At 35.2% G+C, this 18999-nt stretch carries 19 protein-coding genes and 1 tRNA gene; 6 read left to right on the top strand and 14 right to left on the bottom strand.

Annotated elements, in window-relative coordinates; all coding sequences use genetic code 11:
* Nucleotides 1-55: 55 nt before the first annotated feature.
* Nucleotides 56-2443, bottom strand: a complete 2388-nt coding sequence (inhA1, locus tag MHH59_RS06445; RefSeq protein ID WP_002126109.1) for a M6 family metalloprotease immune inhibitor InhA1 — start codon at nt 2441-2443, stop codon at nt 56-58.
* 342 nt (nt 2444-2785) lie between these two features.
* Between inhA1 and MHH59_RS06440 the strand changes: the two genes are divergently transcribed.
* Both MHH59_RS06440 and MHH59_RS06435 read left to right on the top strand, forming a co-directional pair.
* Nucleotides 2786-2920, top strand: coding sequence for an anti-repressor SinI family protein (locus tag MHH59_RS06440; RefSeq protein ID WP_002011474.1), 135 nt, complete (start codon nt 2786-2788; stop codon nt 2918-2920).
* A 79-nt stretch (nt 2921-2999) separates the two neighbouring features.
* Nucleotides 3000-3323, top strand: a complete 324-nt coding sequence (locus tag MHH59_RS06435) for a helix-turn-helix domain-containing protein (protein WP_002030429.1) — start codon at nt 3000-3002, stop codon at nt 3321-3323.
* Between the two features lie 82 nt (nt 3324-3405).
* On the opposite strand, the gene calY is transcribed toward MHH59_RS06435, so the two are convergent.
* From calY to MHH59_RS06405, 6 genes are all read right to left on the bottom strand, one after another.
* Nucleotides 3406-3999, bottom strand: coding sequence for a biofilm matrix protein CalY (gene calY, locus MHH59_RS06430; RefSeq protein ID WP_002030430.1), 594 nt, complete (start codon nt 3997-3999; stop codon nt 3406-3408).
* Nucleotides 4000-4441: 442 nt separating this feature from the next.
* Complete coding sequence (locus MHH59_RS06425; protein ID WP_201055823.1) at nt 4442-5275, bottom strand: DUF4047 domain-containing protein; 834 nt, start codon at nt 5273-5275, stop codon at nt 4442-4444.
* 161 nt (nt 5276-5436) lie between these two features.
* A complete protein-coding gene (locus tag MHH59_RS06420; RefSeq protein ID WP_000172837.1) occupies nt 5437-6024 on the bottom strand; it encodes a CalY family protein in 588 nt (195 codons plus the stop codon).
* 64 nt (nt 6025-6088) lie between these two features.
* A complete protein-coding gene (gene sipW / locus MHH59_RS06415; protein WP_002064334.1) occupies nt 6089-6658 on the bottom strand; it encodes a signal peptidase I SipW in 570 nt (189 codons plus the stop codon).
* Between the two features lie 196 nt (nt 6659-6854).
* Nucleotides 6855-8141, bottom strand: coding sequence for a D-alanyl-D-alanine carboxypeptidase family protein (locus tag MHH59_RS06410; protein ID WP_002126097.1), 1287 nt, complete (start codon nt 8139-8141; stop codon nt 6855-6857).
* Between the two features lie 154 nt (nt 8142-8295).
* Nucleotides 8296-8523 carry a hypothetical protein gene (locus tag MHH59_RS06405; RefSeq protein WP_000251865.1) on the bottom strand — a complete coding sequence of 76 codons (228 nt, stop codon included), beginning with the start codon at nt 8521-8523 and terminating at the stop codon, nt 8296-8298.
* A 283-nt stretch (nt 8524-8806) separates the two neighbouring features.
* On the opposite strand from MHH59_RS06405, the gene MHH59_RS06400 reads away from it, so the two are divergent.
* Together MHH59_RS06400 and MHH59_RS06395 are read left to right on the top strand one after the other, a co-directional pair.
* A complete protein-coding gene (locus tag MHH59_RS06400; RefSeq protein ID WP_050000095.1) occupies nt 8807-9031 on the top strand; it encodes a hypothetical protein in 225 nt (74 codons plus the stop codon).
* 188 nt (nt 9032-9219) lie between these two features.
* A tRNA-Val gene (locus tag MHH59_RS06395) sits at nt 9220-9292 on the top strand.
* Nucleotides 9293-9933: 641 nt separating this feature from the next.
* Here the strand turns inward: MHH59_RS06395 and MHH59_RS06390 are convergent.
* From MHH59_RS06390 to MHH59_RS06360, 7 genes are all read right to left on the bottom strand, one after another.
* On the bottom strand, nt 9934-11175 hold the full coding sequence (locus tag MHH59_RS06390; protein ID WP_078179202.1) for an ABC transporter permease: 1242 nt from the start codon (nt 11173-11175) through the stop codon (nt 9934-9936).
* Complete coding sequence (locus tag MHH59_RS06385) at nt 11168-12067, bottom strand: ABC transporter ATP-binding protein (RefSeq protein WP_078179203.1); 900 nt, start codon at nt 12065-12067, stop codon at nt 11168-11170. Before MHH59_RS06385 ends, MHH59_RS06390 begins: the two co-directional genes overlap by 8 nt.
* A gap of 32 nt (nt 12068-12099) precedes the next feature.
* Nucleotides 12100-12258, bottom strand: a complete 159-nt coding sequence (locus MHH59_RS06380; protein WP_078179204.1) for an SDR family oxidoreductase — start codon at nt 12256-12258, stop codon at nt 12100-12102.
* Between the two features lie 263 nt (nt 12259-12521).
* Nucleotides 12522-12881 carry a hypothetical protein gene (locus tag MHH59_RS06375; RefSeq protein WP_078179205.1) on the bottom strand — a complete coding sequence of 120 codons (360 nt, stop codon included), beginning with the start codon at nt 12879-12881 and terminating at the stop codon, nt 12522-12524.
* A 127-nt stretch (nt 12882-13008) separates the two neighbouring features.
* Complete coding sequence (locus MHH59_RS06370; protein ID WP_002086895.1) at nt 13009-13191, bottom strand: DUF3976 domain-containing protein; 183 nt, start codon at nt 13189-13191, stop codon at nt 13009-13011.
* A 28-nt stretch (nt 13192-13219) separates the two neighbouring features.
* Nucleotides 13220-13597, bottom strand: coding sequence for a hypothetical protein (locus MHH59_RS06365; RefSeq protein WP_002140897.1), 378 nt, complete (start codon nt 13595-13597; stop codon nt 13220-13222).
* The gene (locus tag MHH59_RS06360; RefSeq protein ID WP_002140896.1) at nt 13594-13809 is read right to left on the bottom strand and encodes a helix-turn-helix transcriptional regulator; all 216 of its coding nucleotides are present in this window, start codon (nt 13807-13809) and stop codon (nt 13594-13596) included. Before MHH59_RS06360 ends, MHH59_RS06365 begins: the two co-directional genes overlap by 4 nt.
* 826 nt (nt 13810-14635) lie before the next feature.
* Here MHH59_RS06360 and odhA point away from each other — a divergent pair.
* Together odhA and odhB are read left to right on the top strand one after the other, a co-directional pair.
* Complete coding sequence (odhA, locus tag MHH59_RS06355; protein WP_098632986.1) at nt 14636-17503, top strand: 2-oxoglutarate dehydrogenase E1 component; 2868 nt, start codon at nt 14636-14638, stop codon at nt 17501-17503.
* A gap of 128 nt (nt 17504-17631) precedes the next feature.
* The gene (gene odhB, locus MHH59_RS06350) at nt 17632-18888 is read left to right on the top strand and encodes a 2-oxoglutarate dehydrogenase complex dihydrolipoyllysine-residue succinyltransferase (protein ID WP_002168867.1); all 1257 of its coding nucleotides are present in this window, start codon (nt 17632-17634) and stop codon (nt 18886-18888) included.
* The last annotated feature ends 111 nt before the right edge of the window (nt 18889-18999 follow it).

Here is an 18999-nt window from a genome sequence, read left to right as displayed (position 1 = left end):
AATTCATTGCTCACAAAAAACTACCGAAAGAAAATCTCCCGGTAGTTTTACTGTATTAACGGTATAAACGAACAGCACCTGCAGAATTATCATCAGCTTGTCCTACTACTTCAAACTTCAGACCAAGCTTCGGTAAAATACGTCCTGCATCTGGAATCTGCTCATTAATATACTTTTTAGAGTCATCGAACTTCGGTACCCCTGGTAATCCATCGTATACGAATGTTCCACGCGTTGGAGATACAACTTTCCAAGCTGGCGTTTTGTCGAATGAGAACGCCGCATCAGCAATTTGGAATCGCGTACTGCTTGTAAATGTTGGTTTGCCATTTAAAGTTCCTGCAATTGCTTCTGGATGAGAGTCAACTACACCAAGGAAACCATGTCCTGGATGTACGCCAACCCAGTTATCTGTGTAAGCTGAATCCGCATACCATACAACCATACCAGTGTTATATACTGGACCGCGAGCAAATTTCAATGCGTTATCTGAACCCGCATAGTTTCTCCACTCTACATAGTAGTTATGCTTTTTCTTATCCATTCCGTTAGATGCAACGAAACCGTCCAATTTGAATTGTGGTGTACCTTCTGCATCATCAGAGAATGCAACATTTCCATCTACAGTTAGTGACGCATTATCAAGTGTAAATCCATTTAACGCCAATCCACCGTCTGTAATATATTCAAATACTAGTTTCACTTTCTTACCTTTGAATTGACTTAAATCATATGATTTATCAACCCATTTTCCATTTGTCGTAGCTGCATTTCCACTATTTGCTTTCTCACCAATTCTTTCAATCAACGTTTTTTGTCCATCTTCTGTTACAGCGTGTACTTCAAGGAAATCGTACTCTGCTTCGATTTCATACAATGACTTATAATCGAATTTTGCAGTCGTTGCTTTCGTTAAATCGAATAGTGGCGTTTCCATCGTTGTATGAAGGTCATCACCTTTTGTGCTGTAGTAATACTGTTTACCAAATGCAGGCTGAATTCCTTTTACATCTTTATCTGGTAAGTTAACACGAATCAGACCTGGACGATCTGACTTCGTAACACTTTGGTCTAAGTATGTTGCCAGACCGATACCTTTATTTAATTTCTCGTAATCTACTTCTACGATATTCGCCCAGTTACCACCGATTGTTTTTTGGAAAAACTCTTTATTTTGTGGTGATAAACTCGTTGGCGTTGTTCCTGCGATTTTACCAGCCCAGCTTCCGCCACTCATAATAGACCAAGCTTCAACCGGTTCACCATCACCGCTATACTGTGTATCATACTCATCTGGAAGACCTAAATCATGGCCATATTCATGTGCGAATACACCAACCGCGCCATCTTCTGGTTCAATTGTGTAGTCGAATGCTGCCATATTTCCGCCCCAATATGGAACTTTCGCTTGTGTACCTTCAATTGCGAATGGTTTTGGTCCAACTGTCCAGCGATGTGACCAAATTGCATCATCACCTAATTTACCACCGCCAGCTTCTTGTCCAACACCCGCATGAATAATCATTAAGTGATCGATTAAACCGTCCGGTTGATTTTGATTCCCATCACCATTTACATCATATTGATCGAACTGATCAAACTGTGATAAATCAAGTCCGCTATCTACAGCCGCTTTTAATGCATCTTTTACTAGATCACGTGGTCCTTTTGGTCCTTTATTATCATGACCTGTACCAGCATCTGCACCGTAATCAGCAGCTTTACCTGGAACTGTTAACCATTTTGTGACTGTTCCGTCCACTGTGTAACTACCACCTGATTGCTCTTCGTAATATTGTTTAAACGTTTCGATTTTGCTTCCATCCTCTAACGCGAATGGCTCATTACCGAATAACATTTTTTCATAATGTTCTTTGTTAAAATCGTTAGAATACATGTAGCCAGGCTCTTTATCAATATTGTTATGCTTGAAATCAGCGTACTCTACAAGTAAAACAAGTACTTTATCTTTACGAACTTCACCGTTATACTCTTTTTGCTTAGCAGGTGAAGTTGGTACTTTCCCATTTAAGCCTCCTCTAACTGGACCTGTTCCTGCTGTAGTCCCGTTTGCTGGCTGCTCTGATTTTTCTTTCGTATCTGCCTTTGCATCTTTCACTTTCTTTAAAAAGTCAGATGCATCTTTCGTAAGTTGGTCCCCACTTGCCGCTTCTTTCCCAGGATTTTCACCCTTCTTTTTCTCTACATACTTTTCGACAGCTTTCTTTGTTTCTGTCCCTGAAGCAGATGAATCAATTACCCCACGTTTTTTTAGCGCATTTGCTAATCTCTCTTCTGGGATTAAGTGATCATCAACTGGGCTTGTAGCTGTCTTGTTCTCCGGCGTTTCAGCATATACAGACTGGCTTCCAGCACCAAACGACAAGCCTAGAACAGCTGTCAAAGCAATTGATGATAACACTTTAAATGGTTTCTTTTTCATCCCTTATTGCCTCCCCTAATATAAAATATGTATTACACACTCTATATTATTAAAAATTCAATATATTTTCAATATTTAGTTATATTATGTAATTTTTTTAATATATTTGTAAAAATTTCATAGTTAGTATACGAATATATCACAATTCAACAATGTTTTCAGAAAATATTGAAAATATTTGTCAGAAACTTTATAATCGCCATAGAGGGAATTTAATGGGGATTTTATCTTTGTTTCATCTACAAAATATTTGATAATTCACTATATAAAATACAAAATCCGATTGCATTATCATATATTCTGTAGCAGCGATTATGACCACTAATTAGGGAGGAATTACATTTGTACAAAGATAAGGCTGACTCACTAGATCAAGAATGGATTGATTTAATACTTGAAGCTCTAGATGCTGGCATTGCCCTGCAAGATATTGAACACTTTTTTCAACGTATGAAGCATACGAGCCAGGCTCAATAGCCTCGTTCTTTTTAACGAAGTTTATGTTATAATAATCACATCATAAGACGACTACATATTGATAGAAAGGTGCGCAAATATGATAGGAGAACGTATAAAACGCCTTCGTTTACAAAAAGGCATTTCATTAACAGAACTCGCCGAAAAAGCTGGTGTCGCTAAATCTTACATTAGTTCTATAGAACGGAATTTACAAAAAAACCCTTCTATTCAGTTTCTTGAAAAAATTGCAGCTGTTCTACAAATTCCAGTTGATACTTTACTTCACGATGAAACAACAACGGAGGGTCACCTAGACTCCGAATGGACACAGCTCGTTAAAGATGCGATGAGCTCTGGTGTCTCAAAAGAACAGTTTCGTGAATTTCTCGAATTTACACAATGGAAGAAAAATCAACAATAATACATATAAAAGAGTGCTTAAAACGGGCACTTCTTTTTTTCTTTATAAAAAAAAGCGGGGAATCCCCCGCTTTTTTTATTTATTATTTTTCTTCTCCATCTGTTTGGTTAGCATTGAATGTCCATTCTAAGTTCAATGAATCGCCTTGGAATTTGTTTTGATCTTGACCATTCTCTTCGAATACAAATTGTACCCATAGATAGTCCTCTGTACCAGCTTCTAAGCCACCTTTTTCTCCCCACTCAGGAGCAAAGATGTCTTTAGCTAAAAGATCTGGATCAGCATTTTGTAAATCAGCTAAAGTTGTTTCATATACAGGCTCGCTTTGTTTATCCCAGTTCCAAAGGAATTTCACTTTAATATGCTTACCGAAGTCTTCACCAGCATTATCACCTTTTGCATCTTTCACAGTATACTTTGTCGCTAATTTAACATCTTTAATTGCTAAAGTACCGTCGTTCTTTAATAAGAACTCTTTCTTAACAGAATCCCCTGGTTTTAAATCTTTAATATCTACAAGCGTTTTAGGGTTTAATGTAAGATCTAACGTCCCAGCTGCAAATGTATTGTTTGATACTTCTTTATCGCTAAAGTAAGCGAATGTTCCTCCACCAATTAAAGATAACCCCAATGCTGCTGATGCAACTCCCATACCTAATTTCTTTTTCAGACTCACAATCAATTCCCCCTAGCTGTTTTTTGTATTTTTATCTCTTATTTCAAAATAAGAGGTGTAACTAAAACTATATTAGCTTAGCTAATATTTGTTCTTTTTTTAAAACCTTAAGTTCATTATAACGAACAAGACTATATAAATACAATATATATTTTGATTATTTTTATTTCTCAACATTTTTTCCTTTTTTTCAGAAAAGTATTGAGAAATAAAGTGAAACCTTAATCAGTGTTTTTCTGTCCATCCCCACTGATCATTAACCTTCACCAAGCGGTGGGCTGCCAACTAACTTCCTCGCATTCGTTAAATTTTTAGGTGAAGACCTATACCCACGAATAGTGAAATAAGAAAAACAAAGCAAATAGGTGAGTCGTAAGGCTCTCTCACCTATTTGTCTTATCATTGTATTTATTCCTTCCGAAATGCTGCTGTATTTTACTTACTATTCCTTCTGTTCTTCCTGCTTCTTACTCTCTTCTAGTTTTTTCGCCTCTTCTTGCTTCTTACTCTCTTCTAGTTTTTTCGCCTCTTTCTGCTTCTTACTCTCTTCTAGCTTTTTCGCCTCTTCTTGTTTCTTGCTCTCTTCTAGCTTTTTCGCTTCTTCTTGCTTCTTACTCTCTTCTAACTTTTTCGCCTCTTCTTGTTTCTTGCTCTCTTCTAGCTTTTTCGCTTCTTCTTGCTTCTTACTCTCTTCTAATTTCTTTTGCTTCTCAGCCTCACTCACTTGCTTTGCTGTTTCATCTACTAATAATTTTTCAAAAGCTTGAATTTGTTTATCAATCACCTGTAAATTAACCTCTTTATCAACATACTCACAGTGCTCTTTAACTATATGAAAACCAGCATTCACATACGAGAATACTTGCTTATTAGATTCACTTTTATTTCCCTTTAACTCTTCTTTCACTTTGTTATAAGGATTTTCTATTGATACATATACCTTTTGTAACAGTTCCCTCTCAGTAACAATTTTCTCACGTCCTTGCTTCCACGTAACAAGCGCCTGTTCTAATTCTTGAGTGGAAGTGAAAGTTACTTTCGATTTCATCTCTTCATACTCATGCAAAATTACTTCCTTATGTTGCTTAGCTTGTTCTGTCAACTGATCAACTGTTTTTGGAAAAATACTTGCTGTAGAAATAGTAGCCTGCACTTTCGTCTCATGAATGAAAGCTGCCTCTGTATAAGTCATCATTTGAGAACCTAAATAAAAAGTAATAGAGCACAAACATGGCAATATAAGCATCTTTTTGAATTTGCGAGGTGCCTTCAGCATTTTAATCTCTCCTATCTAACAACTTGTTCTTTATCAAGAACTATACCTTTATTATAATAAAGTGAATTACAAAATGATATAAAAATTATGTTTCTTTTTACATTTCTCTTTTAACACAAAAAGAGACTACCACTTTTGATAGTCTCTTTTTGTTGTCATTATTATTTCGTTTCACCATCGCCTTGCTGTGCATCAAACGTCCAAGTTAATTGTAACTTATCGCCTTGGAATTCATTTTGGTCTTTTTTATTATCAACGAATTCAAATTTCACTTTGAATTTATCAGATTTACCTGCAGAAATACCTTTTTCATCCCAGAACCAAGCAGCTAAATCATTATTTACTGCTGTAAGTGTATCACCCTTCAATTTATCTAATGTAGTTTCTTTCACAATCGTCTCATGCTTATCTACATTTTTTAAGAATGTTACTTTAATATGTTTACCAAAATCATCTTTATTATCTTTCTTCGTATCTTCTACATTATAGTCTGTTTTTAATAGAACCTTTTTAATATCTAAAGAGCCTTTATTTTCTAGTTTAAATTCTTTTTCAATTGTATCACCAGGTTTTAAATTCGATACATTAACAACTGTTGATGGATTTAATGATAAATCAAGCGTACCAGCCGCAAATGTATTATTTGACACTTCTTTATCGCTAAAGAATGCAAATGTTCCTCCACCAACTAATGCTGCTCCTAATACTGCTGATGCGATACCCATTCCTAATTTTTTCTTTAAAGTCATGTCCATATCCCCTTAATATATATATATTTGTTAACTTCCTAAACGGAAAGTATAACCAAACGAACTAGACGGATTGTTCTACTTTTTTATCTTTCTTTTCTCCGTCAATGCTACGAATAGCGCCAAAAATAGAAATTGCGGAATAGCCAAGTAAAAAGACTCCAGGAATAATGAGAAGTAATGCTGCTCCCGCTTTTGAACTCGCATAATTCAGTCCATAACCAACGTATGGAACTGTAATATCTGCATACTTTCCAATTACATTCTCTGCAAGTACTGGTGCTAAATCTGGTCCGTTGTTGTTATCCCCTTTTGTTTCATACATTACTTTTCCATTTGTATCTTTCACACCGATAATACGGTGAGTGATAATTTTGTCATCTTTCTCTTTAAACGTAATAACATCACCTTTTTTATATTTAGAACCATCTTTCGTTGGCTCTATCGCAATGATTGATCCTGTTAAAAATGTTGGTTCCATCGATCCTGAAAGAACGCTCTTAAACTGATATCCCATCACTGTTGGATCCCCGCCACTCGCTTTTGAAGAAATAACTACAAAAGCTAAACAAACCATTACCGCAAATAAAACAAATGAGATAACGTTGCTAATCACCTTCCAAATTAATTTCATCGTCTCTCTCCCTCTCCGTTGTTTTATGTTATTTGAAGTATACAATATTCATTTAGTTCTCTAACAAGAACACAAGTAAATAATATAACGAACGATTTGGAAATGCAATAAGAAAATTTACAATTATTAGTTAAATCATTTTTGAAATGCATACAAAAAAGACCGTGACAAAATCTCATCACGGTCTACTAGCAATTTATTTTTCTTCTGATTTCATCCCTTGGTTATTTCGGCGCAGCACTACATATAAAATCGCTCCAAATAATAAAATCGCACCTATTCCAACACTTATCACTTTCACATTCGATTCCTTTACTTCAGGTGCAACTGTATCTTTTTTAGGCATCGCAAAAGTAACATCTTCTTTTGAAAGAACATTTATAGTCGCAATCGTTTGATTATTCTTTATAATATCTACCGCACCAACTACTTCACCGCGATGAATTCCTTTTTGATACAAAGATTCTTTATCCACTGAATTAACCCGAAAAGCCGTTTTTATATTTTTCCCTTCATCTTTCTTTAGCATAAGCTCTGCACTTTTTTCCAGCTCAGAATCAACATCTTTATTTAAATACTTTGCCTTTTGGTGCCAACTATGTTTATCTAGTACAGTTTGCTTCGTAAATTGCCCAAAAGAATATTCCGCCATCTGCTTCAAATCTTCATAAATTTCAGGTCTTTGAGAAGCCATTACTACATTTATAATACGATTACCATCCTTCTCATTTAATAAAACGAGCGTATTGCGTGCTTCATTCGTAAATCCTGTCTTACCACCCATACTATATGGATTTTCAAAATAAGTAGACTTATTAAAAATAGAAACTGTTTGCGTAGATGTCGTAACCGTCGTTCTTTTCGTATTCATCGCTTGTAAAATTTCAGGATACTTTTGCACACCTCTCGTAATCATGGCCATATCATATGGCGTCGTATAATGATTTGGATCATGCAATCCATTTGGCGTTACAAAATGACTATCTTTAGCCCCTAATTGCTTCGCCCTTTCATTCATCATATTGGCGAAGTTTTCAACACTTCCTCCAATACGCTCCGCAATCGCATACGACACATCATTCGCACTCAGCACCATTAAAATCATAAGTGCAGTATTTCTATTAATAGTCTCACCAGGGTGAAACTCAATTTGATAATTACTCTTCTCTTGATCTAATGCTAATTGTGAAAACGTAAATTGATCCTCTGGCTTCGTATGCTCCATCAGTAAAATCGCCGTTAACACTTTCGTCATACTAGCAGGGAACGCACGATGATGTGCATTTTTGTCGTACAACATATCTCCTGTTTTCGCATCAATCGTAGTCGCAAACTGACTAAAAACATTCGGCCCTTCCGCAGGTGGAGGTGCCACTTGCTCCGGATTTACTCCAATATTCGTCTCAGCATATAACGTCATAGGTGTCAAAAAAAATAAACAAATAACCATAACAAAAACCGAAATTTTCTTAAAATTTACCATATGACTCTCCCTTTTCCCTTTACTTTCACATTCTATAAAATACCTCTACCAACCTATATGTAATTTGTATTAATTTGGAAGAATATTCACTTTTTTTACTATATCACACTTTTACGATTAGGAACATAAATATACAACAAAAAATAAGAAGGAATTACTCTTTCTTATCCTTCTCATCAATCAATGAGTCTATTAAATTTTGACTAGCTTCCTCAGGTGTAATCTCATCTGTCATCCCCATAAACGACCAACCTTTAGAATCGACCCACTCAACAAACTCTTGTAAAAACTCATCATGTGTAACATCCACATCAAGAATTGAGCCATTAATCGAAATCGTTCTATTTCTAGATACGCGCATCTTGAACGTTTTTCTTACCATTACAATAATTCTCCCTCTACTTCTGAATATTTATAAATATCTTGTACTTCTTTTATACATGATTTCTTGAAAATTGTAAAAAGGATATATTGGCCAATTTGCATATTAAAAATGAAAATCTCTTATTATATAACCCTCACACTACATTCATTTAGTCATAAATTACGGAATACATCCATATAAAAAAACAAACCAACTTATATTCTATCACACCAACTACACTTGACTTTAGTACGATCAAATAGAATATATTAGAAAACACCTTAAAATGAGGAGGAACTCCATGGCGCGTTGTACATATTGTAAAACGAAGTGGAAAGTAAAAGATGTATGGTCGATACTCGTGACATTTGAAAAAGATTGTCCGTATTGCTTCGGAAGACAATATCTATCAAGGAAAACATTGAACGCTATGCCAGAACTTATAAGCTTACCTTTACACTTCTTATTCCCTTTTCTTGTTGACTTAAGCGATGAAGGTCCTTTGGATTGGTATCGAAAAAAATAATAGAACCGCTTTATTCGAACTCACTTTTCATTAAATTCTCTACTTATATATTCCTTAATACACTACTAGCGTGATTCCAACTATTTTCCCATCAAAACATTAATATAAAATATTGTAAAATTTCAGTTAATTATATATAATTACTTTAGCATAAAGATTAAAGATGCTGTTACATACGCATTTTTGAAGATTCCGTAGCTCAGCAGGGAGAGCGCCACCTTGACAGGGTGGAGGTCGCTGGTTCGAGGCCAGTCGGGGTCATATGAGAAACCCCTTGATAGTCACGGGGCTTTCTTTATGTAGCAAATCAATATATTATTTTTATAATAAATTTTTTATATACTGTTCAAGATTTGATCAATAGCTCTCTTTTGGTTAACGATTAATTTTTCATATGAAAATAGACTTATGATTTTAAATCTCTTATTAGATTTGAGTCAATATTTTAGACAAAAAAATTCAATCTAAGCTAACTTTATTTTATGTGATTTACTTCTATTTATAATATCGTTCACCGTGATATAGCAAAGTGCGATTCTAAACTTGTAATATTCAACATGTCTTCAAAAAGCAGTAAATATATCAACTTCTTTCAACTTATATTCATTTCGATTGAAACATTGCGTAAGATTCTGTGAAACTTCCAGTTCATCAATCGCTAATATTATATTTATACCATTTCCCCTACTTCTTTTCCTCAATTTTTGAGAAAGACATAAATTATATCAATCATAGCTCTGCGTTGTTCGCCAGAACTCAATTCTTCACTCTCTTCTTGGGAGCTTTTTAAAGTTTTCTTTAAAAAATAGTCTAATACAATAATTTATATATATAAATTATTGTAACAACAAAGAACTACATAGATTAACTATGTAGTCTTTTTAAATATGAATAAGCCAATCTTATTTTTTCCCTAACTTGATTGCCTTTTTTATATTACTGAATGCACCTTTACCATATAATAATACGCCACCGCGGTAAACACGACTCGTTAAACCAATCATCATACATATTGTTGCTAATAGAATCGCTAATGCAAGCGCAATCTCCCATACTGGGATATTGAGGAATCCAATTCGTACGAGCATAACAATAGGAGTAAAGAAAGGTATATAGCTAGTAATGGTAACAACCGTGCTGCTTGGATTTGACATTCCATAAAGTGCGATATACAAAGCAGCAATTAACATAAATGTCAGCGGCATAACAGCTTGAGAAGATTCCTCTATACGACTAATAACAGAGCCGAGTAGACAAGATAATGAGCCATATAATAAGAATCCTAATGTGAAGAATAGAATCCCATAAAACACTAGAGTAGGAGCAACAGAATTTAAATCAATACTATTTAAAATATCATTTTTCGATTCATTAATTGCTGTTTTATACCCTACAGTTGCGACCAAGCCCCAAATTATTATTTGTGTAATACCTGCCAATAATGTTGAGAAGAGCTTCGCATATAAATGTTTTGTAGGCGAAATACTTGAAACAACTAACTCCATTACACGAGAAGATTTTTCTGTTGCAACATCTGTAGCTAATTGTGCAGCATACATTAATATCATTACATAATTTAGCATGATAAAGGTATTAATTAAAATTCCTACACCCTCTGTATGTTCTCCATCTTTAACCTTATCTGAAACAGTTTTGGTTTGTATTTCTACTGGCGTTGTTAACACCTTTAATTCATCTTGCGATAGATTCAATTGCTGAGCGAAATTAGAAGATTGTATTTGAGATAAAATAGTTTGAACCTTGCTAACATCTTGCTGATTTACATCTGTCTCAGTTATATACGTAGCCTTTAATTGTTTATTATCCAATTCCTCTACAACGATTGCATATGTATAATCACCATCTTTAACACCTGATTCTGCTTTTTGTTTATCCGTACTATGTTTAACATGTATCTTACTATCGACATTTTTAAACACTTGTTGAATTGTTGTATATAATTCTTCTTTTTCTGTAACAACGACAACTTGCTCTTCCTCGTTACCTACAAAATAGTTATAAATTTTTTCAAAATTCATCATTCCTATAATTAACATAGAAATCATGATTGTAATAACAATATATGATGTAGCTTTTACCTTAGATTTATAGTTTTGTAAAAAAATCGTCCAGAAACTATTCATGCTGTGCACCTACTTTCGCAATAAAGATATCATTTAATGTAGGCTCTTCTACTGCAAACTTTTTAACATAACCTAATTTCGTTATCTCTTTAAATAAAACATGCGAAACTTCTTCATATGAAATTTTAAGGGTAACTGCATTTTTACGTTTCTTCATACTTTCTACACCTTTTATTTCTTTCAAATGTTCAAAGTCATGATCGCCAACGATTACAACGTTCTTTTTACCAAAATCACTTTTAATTTTGGCAATGTCACCCTGAACAACAGGTACTCCTTTGTGCATGATACAAATGTGTTGGCATAACTCTTCCACATGTTCCATACGATGTGAACTAAAAAGAATCGACGACCCTTGTTTTTGCATATCAAGAACAGCGTCTTTTAACATTTCAACATTTACTGGGTCTAAACCACTAAATGGTTCATCTAAAATTAAGAGTTCAGGCTTATGTATAATCGCTGTTATCAGCTGGATTTTTTGCTGATTCCCTTTAGAAAGTTCTCCTACCTTCTTGTTCAGATGCTCAGTTATATTAAAACGCTCCAGCCAATAGTGAAGTTCTTTTTCTGCATCTTTACTTTTCATGTTCTTTAGTTTTGCAAAAAAATTAACTTGTTCTTTGACAGTCATTTTCGCATAAAGACCACGTTCTTCTGGTAAATACCCAATCTTATCCGTAACACCATAATTTATAGGTTTACCATTCCATGAAATGGTTCCGCTTGATTTCGATAAAAGGCCAAGTATCATTCGAAATGTAGTCGTTTTACCTGCTCCATTCCCGCCCAAGAATCCAAAAATTTCACCTTTTGGTATCTCGATATTCAAATTATTCACTGCAACATGCTCGTCAAATTTCTTTGTTAAATCTTTAATTAGTAAACTCATTATCCACACCCTTAATTCCCAAGATGATTTATTTATACAATTGTATATCCATAGTCAACCACAATATTTTGCCCTCTAATGGCATCACTTTTATCAGACATTAAAAATAAGATGACATTTGTAACATCTGAAATTTCAACAAATTTCCTATATGGAATCTTTTTTAATAACTTATTTCCTTCAAAAATCATTCATTACCAACAAATGTTATATTTTTCATTATAAGGTTAGCATAAGATTTAGAATAACCAATATGCAATTTTGCATATTTTAATATTTTCATAAAGTGTTTCTTCGGAAAAATTTTCGTTATGTACTTTAAAATAACTTATAGGCACATTTAAGCTGCTCAATAGATAAATCATTCGCTTCTATCTTTTCAAAAGTTCCTGCTTTCCATCTCATAACGCTCACTACTCTCTATTAAAAATTTGTTTCTTCATTATTATAGTACTTACTTTAACATCGGCCTTACTACTCTACATTCTTCACTATGAGGCTCTTTTACGAGTATGGGCAGCCTTTTATCCTCTTCTTCTAAAATCATTTCAAATACTTCTGTTTTTTCTTCAAATATGCTGGATTCACTATCTTTAGTAGGCTTTTTGCTTGTTTCAATTTTCTTCGTCACTTCGCCAAGTTTTTGCCCAACTTCTTCTGCTTTGGCAGGTTCATTCGTAACGTAGTATTCTTGTTGCTCCCTTACTAACATAGGTGGCACTTGTTCTCGTTTGTTACATATGATATAAGTAATACTAGCTATCAGTAGTAGACATATTGCTATAAAGAAGATAGCCTTTTTTTCATATACTATTCTCCTTATCTATCATTTTATTGGATTATATAATACAATATATAGATAGAAAATGGATTTTATGGTAATTTTTAGTTTTATTTTCAAAAAGAAAAACCTTACAAAAGTAAGGTTCCATTTTTAAATTCTATAGTGACTGATTTATTAAAACGATCATTACGATAATCGCTATAAACATAACAACTAAACAGCCGATCATTTTATAAAATCCTCGTTTCGTTAACGTTCCGCCTTGAACGTCTTTACGAATAAATAAGAATACCGCTAAAAATAATACAAGCCCCATGCCAAAAGCATACATCATTTGCATATGTTAATCTTCCTTTCTCTTTTACATCTTAATATCTTTTCGATAAAACAACAAACGATATAAAAACTGTACTCATCGTAAGTGCCATAAGTATGTTCAATAGTTCAGTAGCAGATAGTGTAATTATTTTTAAGTTTAAGCCGAAAGAGAAAAGAAGATAATATGCGGTTAATGCAAAAAAGCTGAAGAACATTCCTTTATAACGAATAAGTTTCATTCGCTCATCTTTTTCTTTAAATTGCGGGTGTAAGTAACTTAAGCAAAAACACATAATCATCATCGCAAGCAATGTATACGTTGGAGCCGGTGGTGCAGAATGCGTCATTATACCTGTTAATATCATAAATCCACTCATAAATAGAAAAATAATTCCCATAATAACGAAGTACTTTTGTGAATAATTCATCCTTTCTCCCCCTCTTCTTTTCCTTCATAAATAAATACATGTTCTATCGTTGTCTGAAATGCTTTTGCAATTTCAAATGCTAATGGAAGTGATGGATCATATTTTCCCTTTTCAATTGAAATGATGGTTTGTCTGGAAACTCCAAGTTTCTCAGCCAATTTTTCTTGAGATAATCCAAATTTTTTTCGGTATTCAACCATTTTATTTTCCAAGGAAATTTCTCCCTCCTTCCTTATACCGAGTATATATGTAAAGTAAACTTTACGTCAAGTTTCCTTTACATTCATTTCGTCTATTTTTCATTCTATTTATATAGAAGAAACTTTTTCAAATTCAGCACGTCTATTTTGAAATGAAACATGGAACAATGTATATAGCCGTTACTATATCTCCTCTCCGTTTTTATGAAAATTTAATATCTCCATATTTGTTTTATCCTTTTAAAATGTTTCATTCTGCTCTTTATCGGGTGAAATGCGCTATTGTTTTTACGTTGTTTTTCGCCATATTTATAGAAACTAACGATTTATGAAGCATTTTTTATGTTTAGCCACTTTTTTTGTAGAAATCCTTCATTTTCCTTTCGATATTTAACACTATCGAGATAAAGTTTATGGTAAATTCATAATTTTTTATTTTTTATACTATATTCCGTTATATTGTTGTATAATATCAATGAAAGCGCTTATTATTCCAATATACATAATTCGAACTAAACTTTATCGAAACATTCTGATAGTTATACTTATATTTAAATGCAACAATTATAGTTATTAATGTAGGTATACCAAATATATCCACCCCGTTTTCCCGTGAAATTACTTTATAACATGAAAGATTAACTTGGGTGATAAGTTATTGTGAATGTTTTTTTACAAAACAGATAAGTAATAGTGTTTGGTATTATGTAAATTATTGTAATAACATAAGAGTAAAGAAAAACATTTACATTGATTATTGGTTCATCAATTATTGAAAAGAGCAAAATGCACCTTTTTGTATGGAAAAAGGATTATATGCATTGGGAGGTTTAAACAAATGACGAGGAAGAATACAACGACAAACCCTTGGGCCAAGTTCCATGGTCCGAACCTTGGTTATGTTATTGAACAGTATGATCTTTACGTAACTGGAGCAGGTTCTGTTGATCCGGAATTACAAGAGCTTTTTGAAATTTTTGGAGCTCCTTCGTTTCAAGATGATGTCGTAACAGGGGACAACACAGCAACACATTTTTCTCCTCAAAACACAGGGAACATTGAAAAGATTCTTAAAGTCGTTCAACTTGTTGAACAGATCCGTTCTTTCGGGCATACATTGGCTCACATTAATCCGATGGAAGATGCTGCAAACGGACAATCTCTTATCGAGAAAACAATGAACGAACTGAGCGATGCTGACTTGAAAGCGATTCCAGCAAAAACAGTATGGCAAGATGCACCAGAGGGTATTCACACTGCACTTGATGTAATTCATAGATTAAAAGACGTTTATACAAAATCTTTAGCTTATGAATTCTCACATATACAAGATAGTGAAGAACGCGCGTGGTTGCATCAAATGGTGGAATCAAATTCATTGCGTCAACCATTATCAAATAAAAAACGAACTGCTCTTTTAAAACGTTTAACTGCTGTTGAAGGTTTCGAGCAATTCTTGCATAAAACATTCGTTGGTCAAAAACGTTTCTCAATAGAGGGCGTTGATATGCTTGTACCTGTACTAGATGAAATTGTTTCAGAAGGTGCTAAAGGCGGCGTTGAAGATGTCATGATTGGTATGGCTCACCGTGGTCGTCTAAGCGTACTCGCTCACGTATTAGAAAAGCCATATAATCACATGTTTGCAGAATTCAAACATGCAAAAATAGAAGGTGCAGTGGCAAATGCTGGCTGGACTGGCGACGTGAAATACCATTTAGGTAGAGAACAAGTCGTTGGTAATGAAGAGGTTAGCACTCGTGTTACATTAGCAAATAATCCGAGTCATCTTGAGTTCGTTAACCCTGTTGTTGAAGGTTTCGCACGTGCAGCTCAAGAGAATCGTAAAAAATCTGGTCTTCCAGAACAAGATACTACAAAATCATTCGTAATTTTAGTTCATGGTGATGCTGCATTCCCTGGTCAAGGTGTTGTGTCTGAGACACTCAACTTAAGTAGATTGAATGCATACCAAACTGGCGGAACTATTCATGTTATCGCAAATAATGCAGTCGGCTTTACGACTGATAGCTATGATTCTCGTTCTACTAAATATTCAAGCGACCTTGCAAAAGGTTTCGATATTCCGATTGTTCACGTGAATGCTGATGATCCGGAAGCTTGTCTTGCTGCTGCAAACCTTGCGATCCAATATCGTACGCTGTTCAAAAAGGACTTCTTAATCGATTTAATCGGTTACCGCCGATATGGTCATAACGAAATGGATGATCCAGCAGTTACGCAACCACAAGTGTACAAAAAAATTAAAAATCACCCAACTGTAAGAGCAATTTATGCAGATCATTTACAATCTGCTGGCGTTCTGAATGCAGATGAGGTTGAAACAATTACTCAGTTTATACAAGAGGAATTAAAGGCTGAATACGCACAAGTGCCACCAGCTGATACGAGTGCTGCAACAATTCACGTTAAAGTTCCAGAGGTTGTTGCAAAAGGAATTCACCCGATTGACACTGGTGTTTCAATTGAATCACTTCGTGCAATTAATGAAGGACTATTATCTTGGCCTGAAGGCTTTAACGTATATCCAAAAGTGAAGAAAATTCTTGAGCGCCGTAAAGATGCTCTTGAAGAGAACGGTAAAATTGAATGGGCACTTGCTGAATCGTTAGCATTCGCTTCTATTTTGCAAGAAGGTACGCCAATTCGTTTAACTGGTCAAGATTCACAGCGTGGTACATTCGCGCACCGTCATATCGTATTACACGATACTGATACAAACGAAACATATTCACCATTACACCGTTTACCGAACATTAACGCATCATTCTCTGTTCATAACAGTCCGTTATCAGAAGCTGCTGTTGTTGGTTACGAATATGGTTACAACGTATTTGCTCCAGAAACTCTTGTGATGTGGGAAGCTCAATACGGTGACTTCTCAAATACTGCGCAAGCATTATTTGATCAATATGTTTCAGCAGGAAGAGCAAAATGGGGTCAAAAATCTGGTTTAGTTCTTCTATTACCACACGGTTATGAAGGTCAAGGGCCAGAACACTCTAGTGCACGTCCAGAACGTTTCTTACAATTAGCTGCGGAGAACAACTGGACAGTTGCAAACTTAACGAGCGCGGCACAATACTTCCATATCTTGCGCCGTCAAGCATCTATCTTAGGAACAGAAGCTGTTCGACCATTAGTAATTATGACGCCGAAAAGCTTATTACGTCACCCACTTACACTTTCTACAGGTAGTGAGTTAAGTGAAGGACGTTTCCAACCTGCTTTAGAACAAGGAAACCTTGGTGCGAAACCAAATAAAGTAAAACGTCTTGTTTTAAGTACAGGTAAAATGGCAATTGACTTAGCAGCAGAAATCGAAAGTGGTAAGCATGAGTACAGCCTAGATGAAGTTCATATGGTTCGTATCGAGCAGTTGTACCCATTCCCTGCTGAAAAAGTTCAATCTATTATTAAACGCTTTAAAAACTTAGAAGAAATCATTTGGGTTCAAGAAGAACCTCGTAATATGGGCGCATGGCATTACATGGCTCCAATTCTGTTCGAACTAGCTGGGGATAAAGTGAAAACAGGTTACATTGGACGCCCGGATCGTTCTAGCCCATCTGGTGGCGATCCATTCGCTCACAAAGCTGAGCAAGAATTAATCGTTGCACACGCTTTAGATGTGAAGTACAACTTCCGTCAAGATAAACAAGAAATTGAAGTTTTCAGCAACTGAAAGTAACAATGAGTTTTTCAGGCTTGGCTGTGGCAGATAGTCTGCCACAGCCAGGCTAACAATGGAGATTACCGAAGATTAAAGAAGATAAAACACACCGTTAGGCAAATAAGGGGAGGACATTTAAAATGATCGAAATTAAAGTACCTGAGCTTGCAGAATCTATTTCAGAAGGAACTATTTCACAATGGCTTATCAACGTAGGCGACAAAGTTGAGAAAGGTGGCAGCGTTGTTGAGCTTGAGACTGACAAAGTCAATGTAGAAATCATTGCAGAGGATTCAGGTATTGTATCGAAGTTACTAGGCGAACCTGGAGATACAGTTGAAGTTGGTGCTACTATCGCAATTTTAGATGCAAACGGCGCAGCGGTTGAAGTAAGCACACCTGCTCCGGCTAATGAGCAACCAAAACAAGAAACTACTGAAGCACCGAAAGCAGCAGCTCCAAGTGCTGAACAAAATAAAGCGTTGCAAGGTTTACCAAATACAAATCGTCCTATCGCATCACCAGCTGCTCGCAAAATGGCTCGTGAATTAGGAATCGATTTAAACGAAGTACGTAGCACAGATCCACTTGGACGTGTGAGACCACATGATGTACAAGCTCACGCTGCAGCGCCAAAAGAAGCACCAGCTGCTCCAAAACAAAGCCCGGCTCCAGTTGCAAAAACTGAATTTGAAAAACCAGTTGAGCGTGTGAAAATGTCCCGCCGCCGTCAAACAATTGCAAAACGTCTTGTAGAAGTTCAACAAACATCTGCAATGTTAACTACATTTAACGAAGTTGATATGAGTGCAATCATGGAATTACGTAAAGAACGCAAAGATGCTTTCGAGAAAAAACATGATGTACGTCTTGGCTTTATGTCATTCTTCACAAAAGCAGTTGTTGCAGCATTAAAACAGTTCCCATTATTAAATGCTGAAATTCAAGGCGATGAGCTTATCATTAAAAAATTCTATGATATCGGTATTGCAGTAGCAGCTCCAGATGGATTAGTTGTTCCAGTTGTACGCGATGCTAACCAATTGAACTTCGCTGAAATTGAAAGCGAGATTCGTAATTTAGGTCTGAAAGCACGCGATAATAAACTTTCATTAAAAGAGCTACAAGGTGGTACATTTACAATTACAAACGGTGGCGTGTTCGGTTCTCTAATGTCGACACCAATCCTAAATAGTCCACAAGTAGGTATTCTAGGGATGCATAAAATCCAAGTACGTCCAGTTGCAATTGATGCAGAGCGTATGGAAAACCGTCCAATGATGTACCTTGCACTATCTTACGATCACCGTATTGTTGATGGTAAAGAAGCAGTTAGCTTCCTTGTTGCTGTTAAAGATATGCTTGAAGATCCAAAATCATTATTATTAGAAGGTTGATAGATTATTAATCTATTAAAGGCTGTAGAATGAATCATTCTACAGCCTTTTTTCATTATGTTCATACGGGACAAATCACACTACATAGACTAACAATGTATGCCTAAAACG

Source organism: Bacillus sp. FSL E2-0195, assembly GCF_038003645.1.
In the GTDB taxonomy this organism is placed as follows: Bacteria; Bacillota; Bacilli; order Bacillales; family Bacillaceae_G; genus Bacillus_A; species Bacillus_A mycoides.
The sequence above is the reverse complement of the archived record's forward strand: the minus strand, read 5'-3'. Positions and strand labels throughout refer to the sequence as shown.

Excerpts from the sequence above, each read along its gene's own strand:
- MHH59_RS06405 (WP_000251865.1), bottom strand. The coding sequence starts at position 8,523 with ATGGTAAGAAAAACGTTCAAGATGCGCGTATCTAGAAATAGAACGATT.
- MHH59_RS06380 (WP_078179204.1), bottom strand. The coding sequence starts at position 12,258 with ATGATTTTTGAAGGAAATAAGTTATTAAAAAAGATTCCATATAGGAAA.
- MHH59_RS06435 (WP_002030429.1), top strand. The coding sequence starts at position 3,000 with ATGATAGGAGAACGTATAAAACGCCTTCGTTTACAAAAAGGCATTTCA.
- sipW (WP_002064334.1), bottom strand. The coding sequence starts at position 6,658 with ATGAAATTAATTTGGAAGGTGATTAGCAACGTTATCTCATTTGTTTTA.
- odhB (WP_002168867.1), top strand. The coding sequence starts at position 17,632 with ATGATCGAAATTAAAGTACCTGAGCTTGCAGAATCTATTTCAGAAGGA.
- MHH59_RS06410 (WP_002126097.1), bottom strand. The coding sequence starts at position 8,141 with ATGGTAAATTTTAAGAAAATTTCGGTTTTTGTTATGGTTATTTGTTTA.
- MHH59_RS06370 (WP_002086895.1), bottom strand. The coding sequence starts at position 13,191 with ATGCAAATGATGTATGCTTTTGGCATGGGGCTTGTATTATTTTTAGCG.
- MHH59_RS06365 (WP_002140897.1), bottom strand. The coding sequence starts at position 13,597 with ATGAATTATTCACAAAAGTACTTCGTTATTATGGGAATTATTTTTCTA.
- inhA1 (WP_002126109.1), bottom strand. The coding sequence starts at position 2,443 with ATGAAAAAGAAACCATTTAAAGTGTTATCATCAATTGCTTTGACAGCT.
- MHH59_RS06390 (WP_078179202.1), bottom strand. The coding sequence starts at position 11,175 with ATGAATAGTTTCTGGACGATTTTTTTACAAAACTATAAATCTAAGGTA.
- odhA (WP_098632986.1), top strand. The coding sequence starts at position 14,636 with ATGACGAGGAAGAATACAACGACAAACCCTTGGGCCAAGTTCCATGGT.
- MHH59_RS06420 (WP_000172837.1), bottom strand. The coding sequence starts at position 6,024 with ATGACTTTAAAGAAAAAATTAGGAATGGGTATCGCATCAGCAGTATTA.
- MHH59_RS06385 (WP_078179203.1), bottom strand. The coding sequence starts at position 12,067 with ATGAGTTTACTAATTAAAGATTTAACAAAGAAATTTGACGAGCATGTT.
- MHH59_RS06400 (WP_050000095.1), top strand. The coding sequence starts at position 8,807 with ATGGCGCGTTGTACATATTGTAAAACGAAGTGGAAAGTAAAAGATGTA.
- MHH59_RS06425 (WP_201055823.1), bottom strand. The coding sequence starts at position 5,275 with ATGCTGAAGGCACCTCGCAAATTCAAAAAGATGCTTATATTGCCATGT.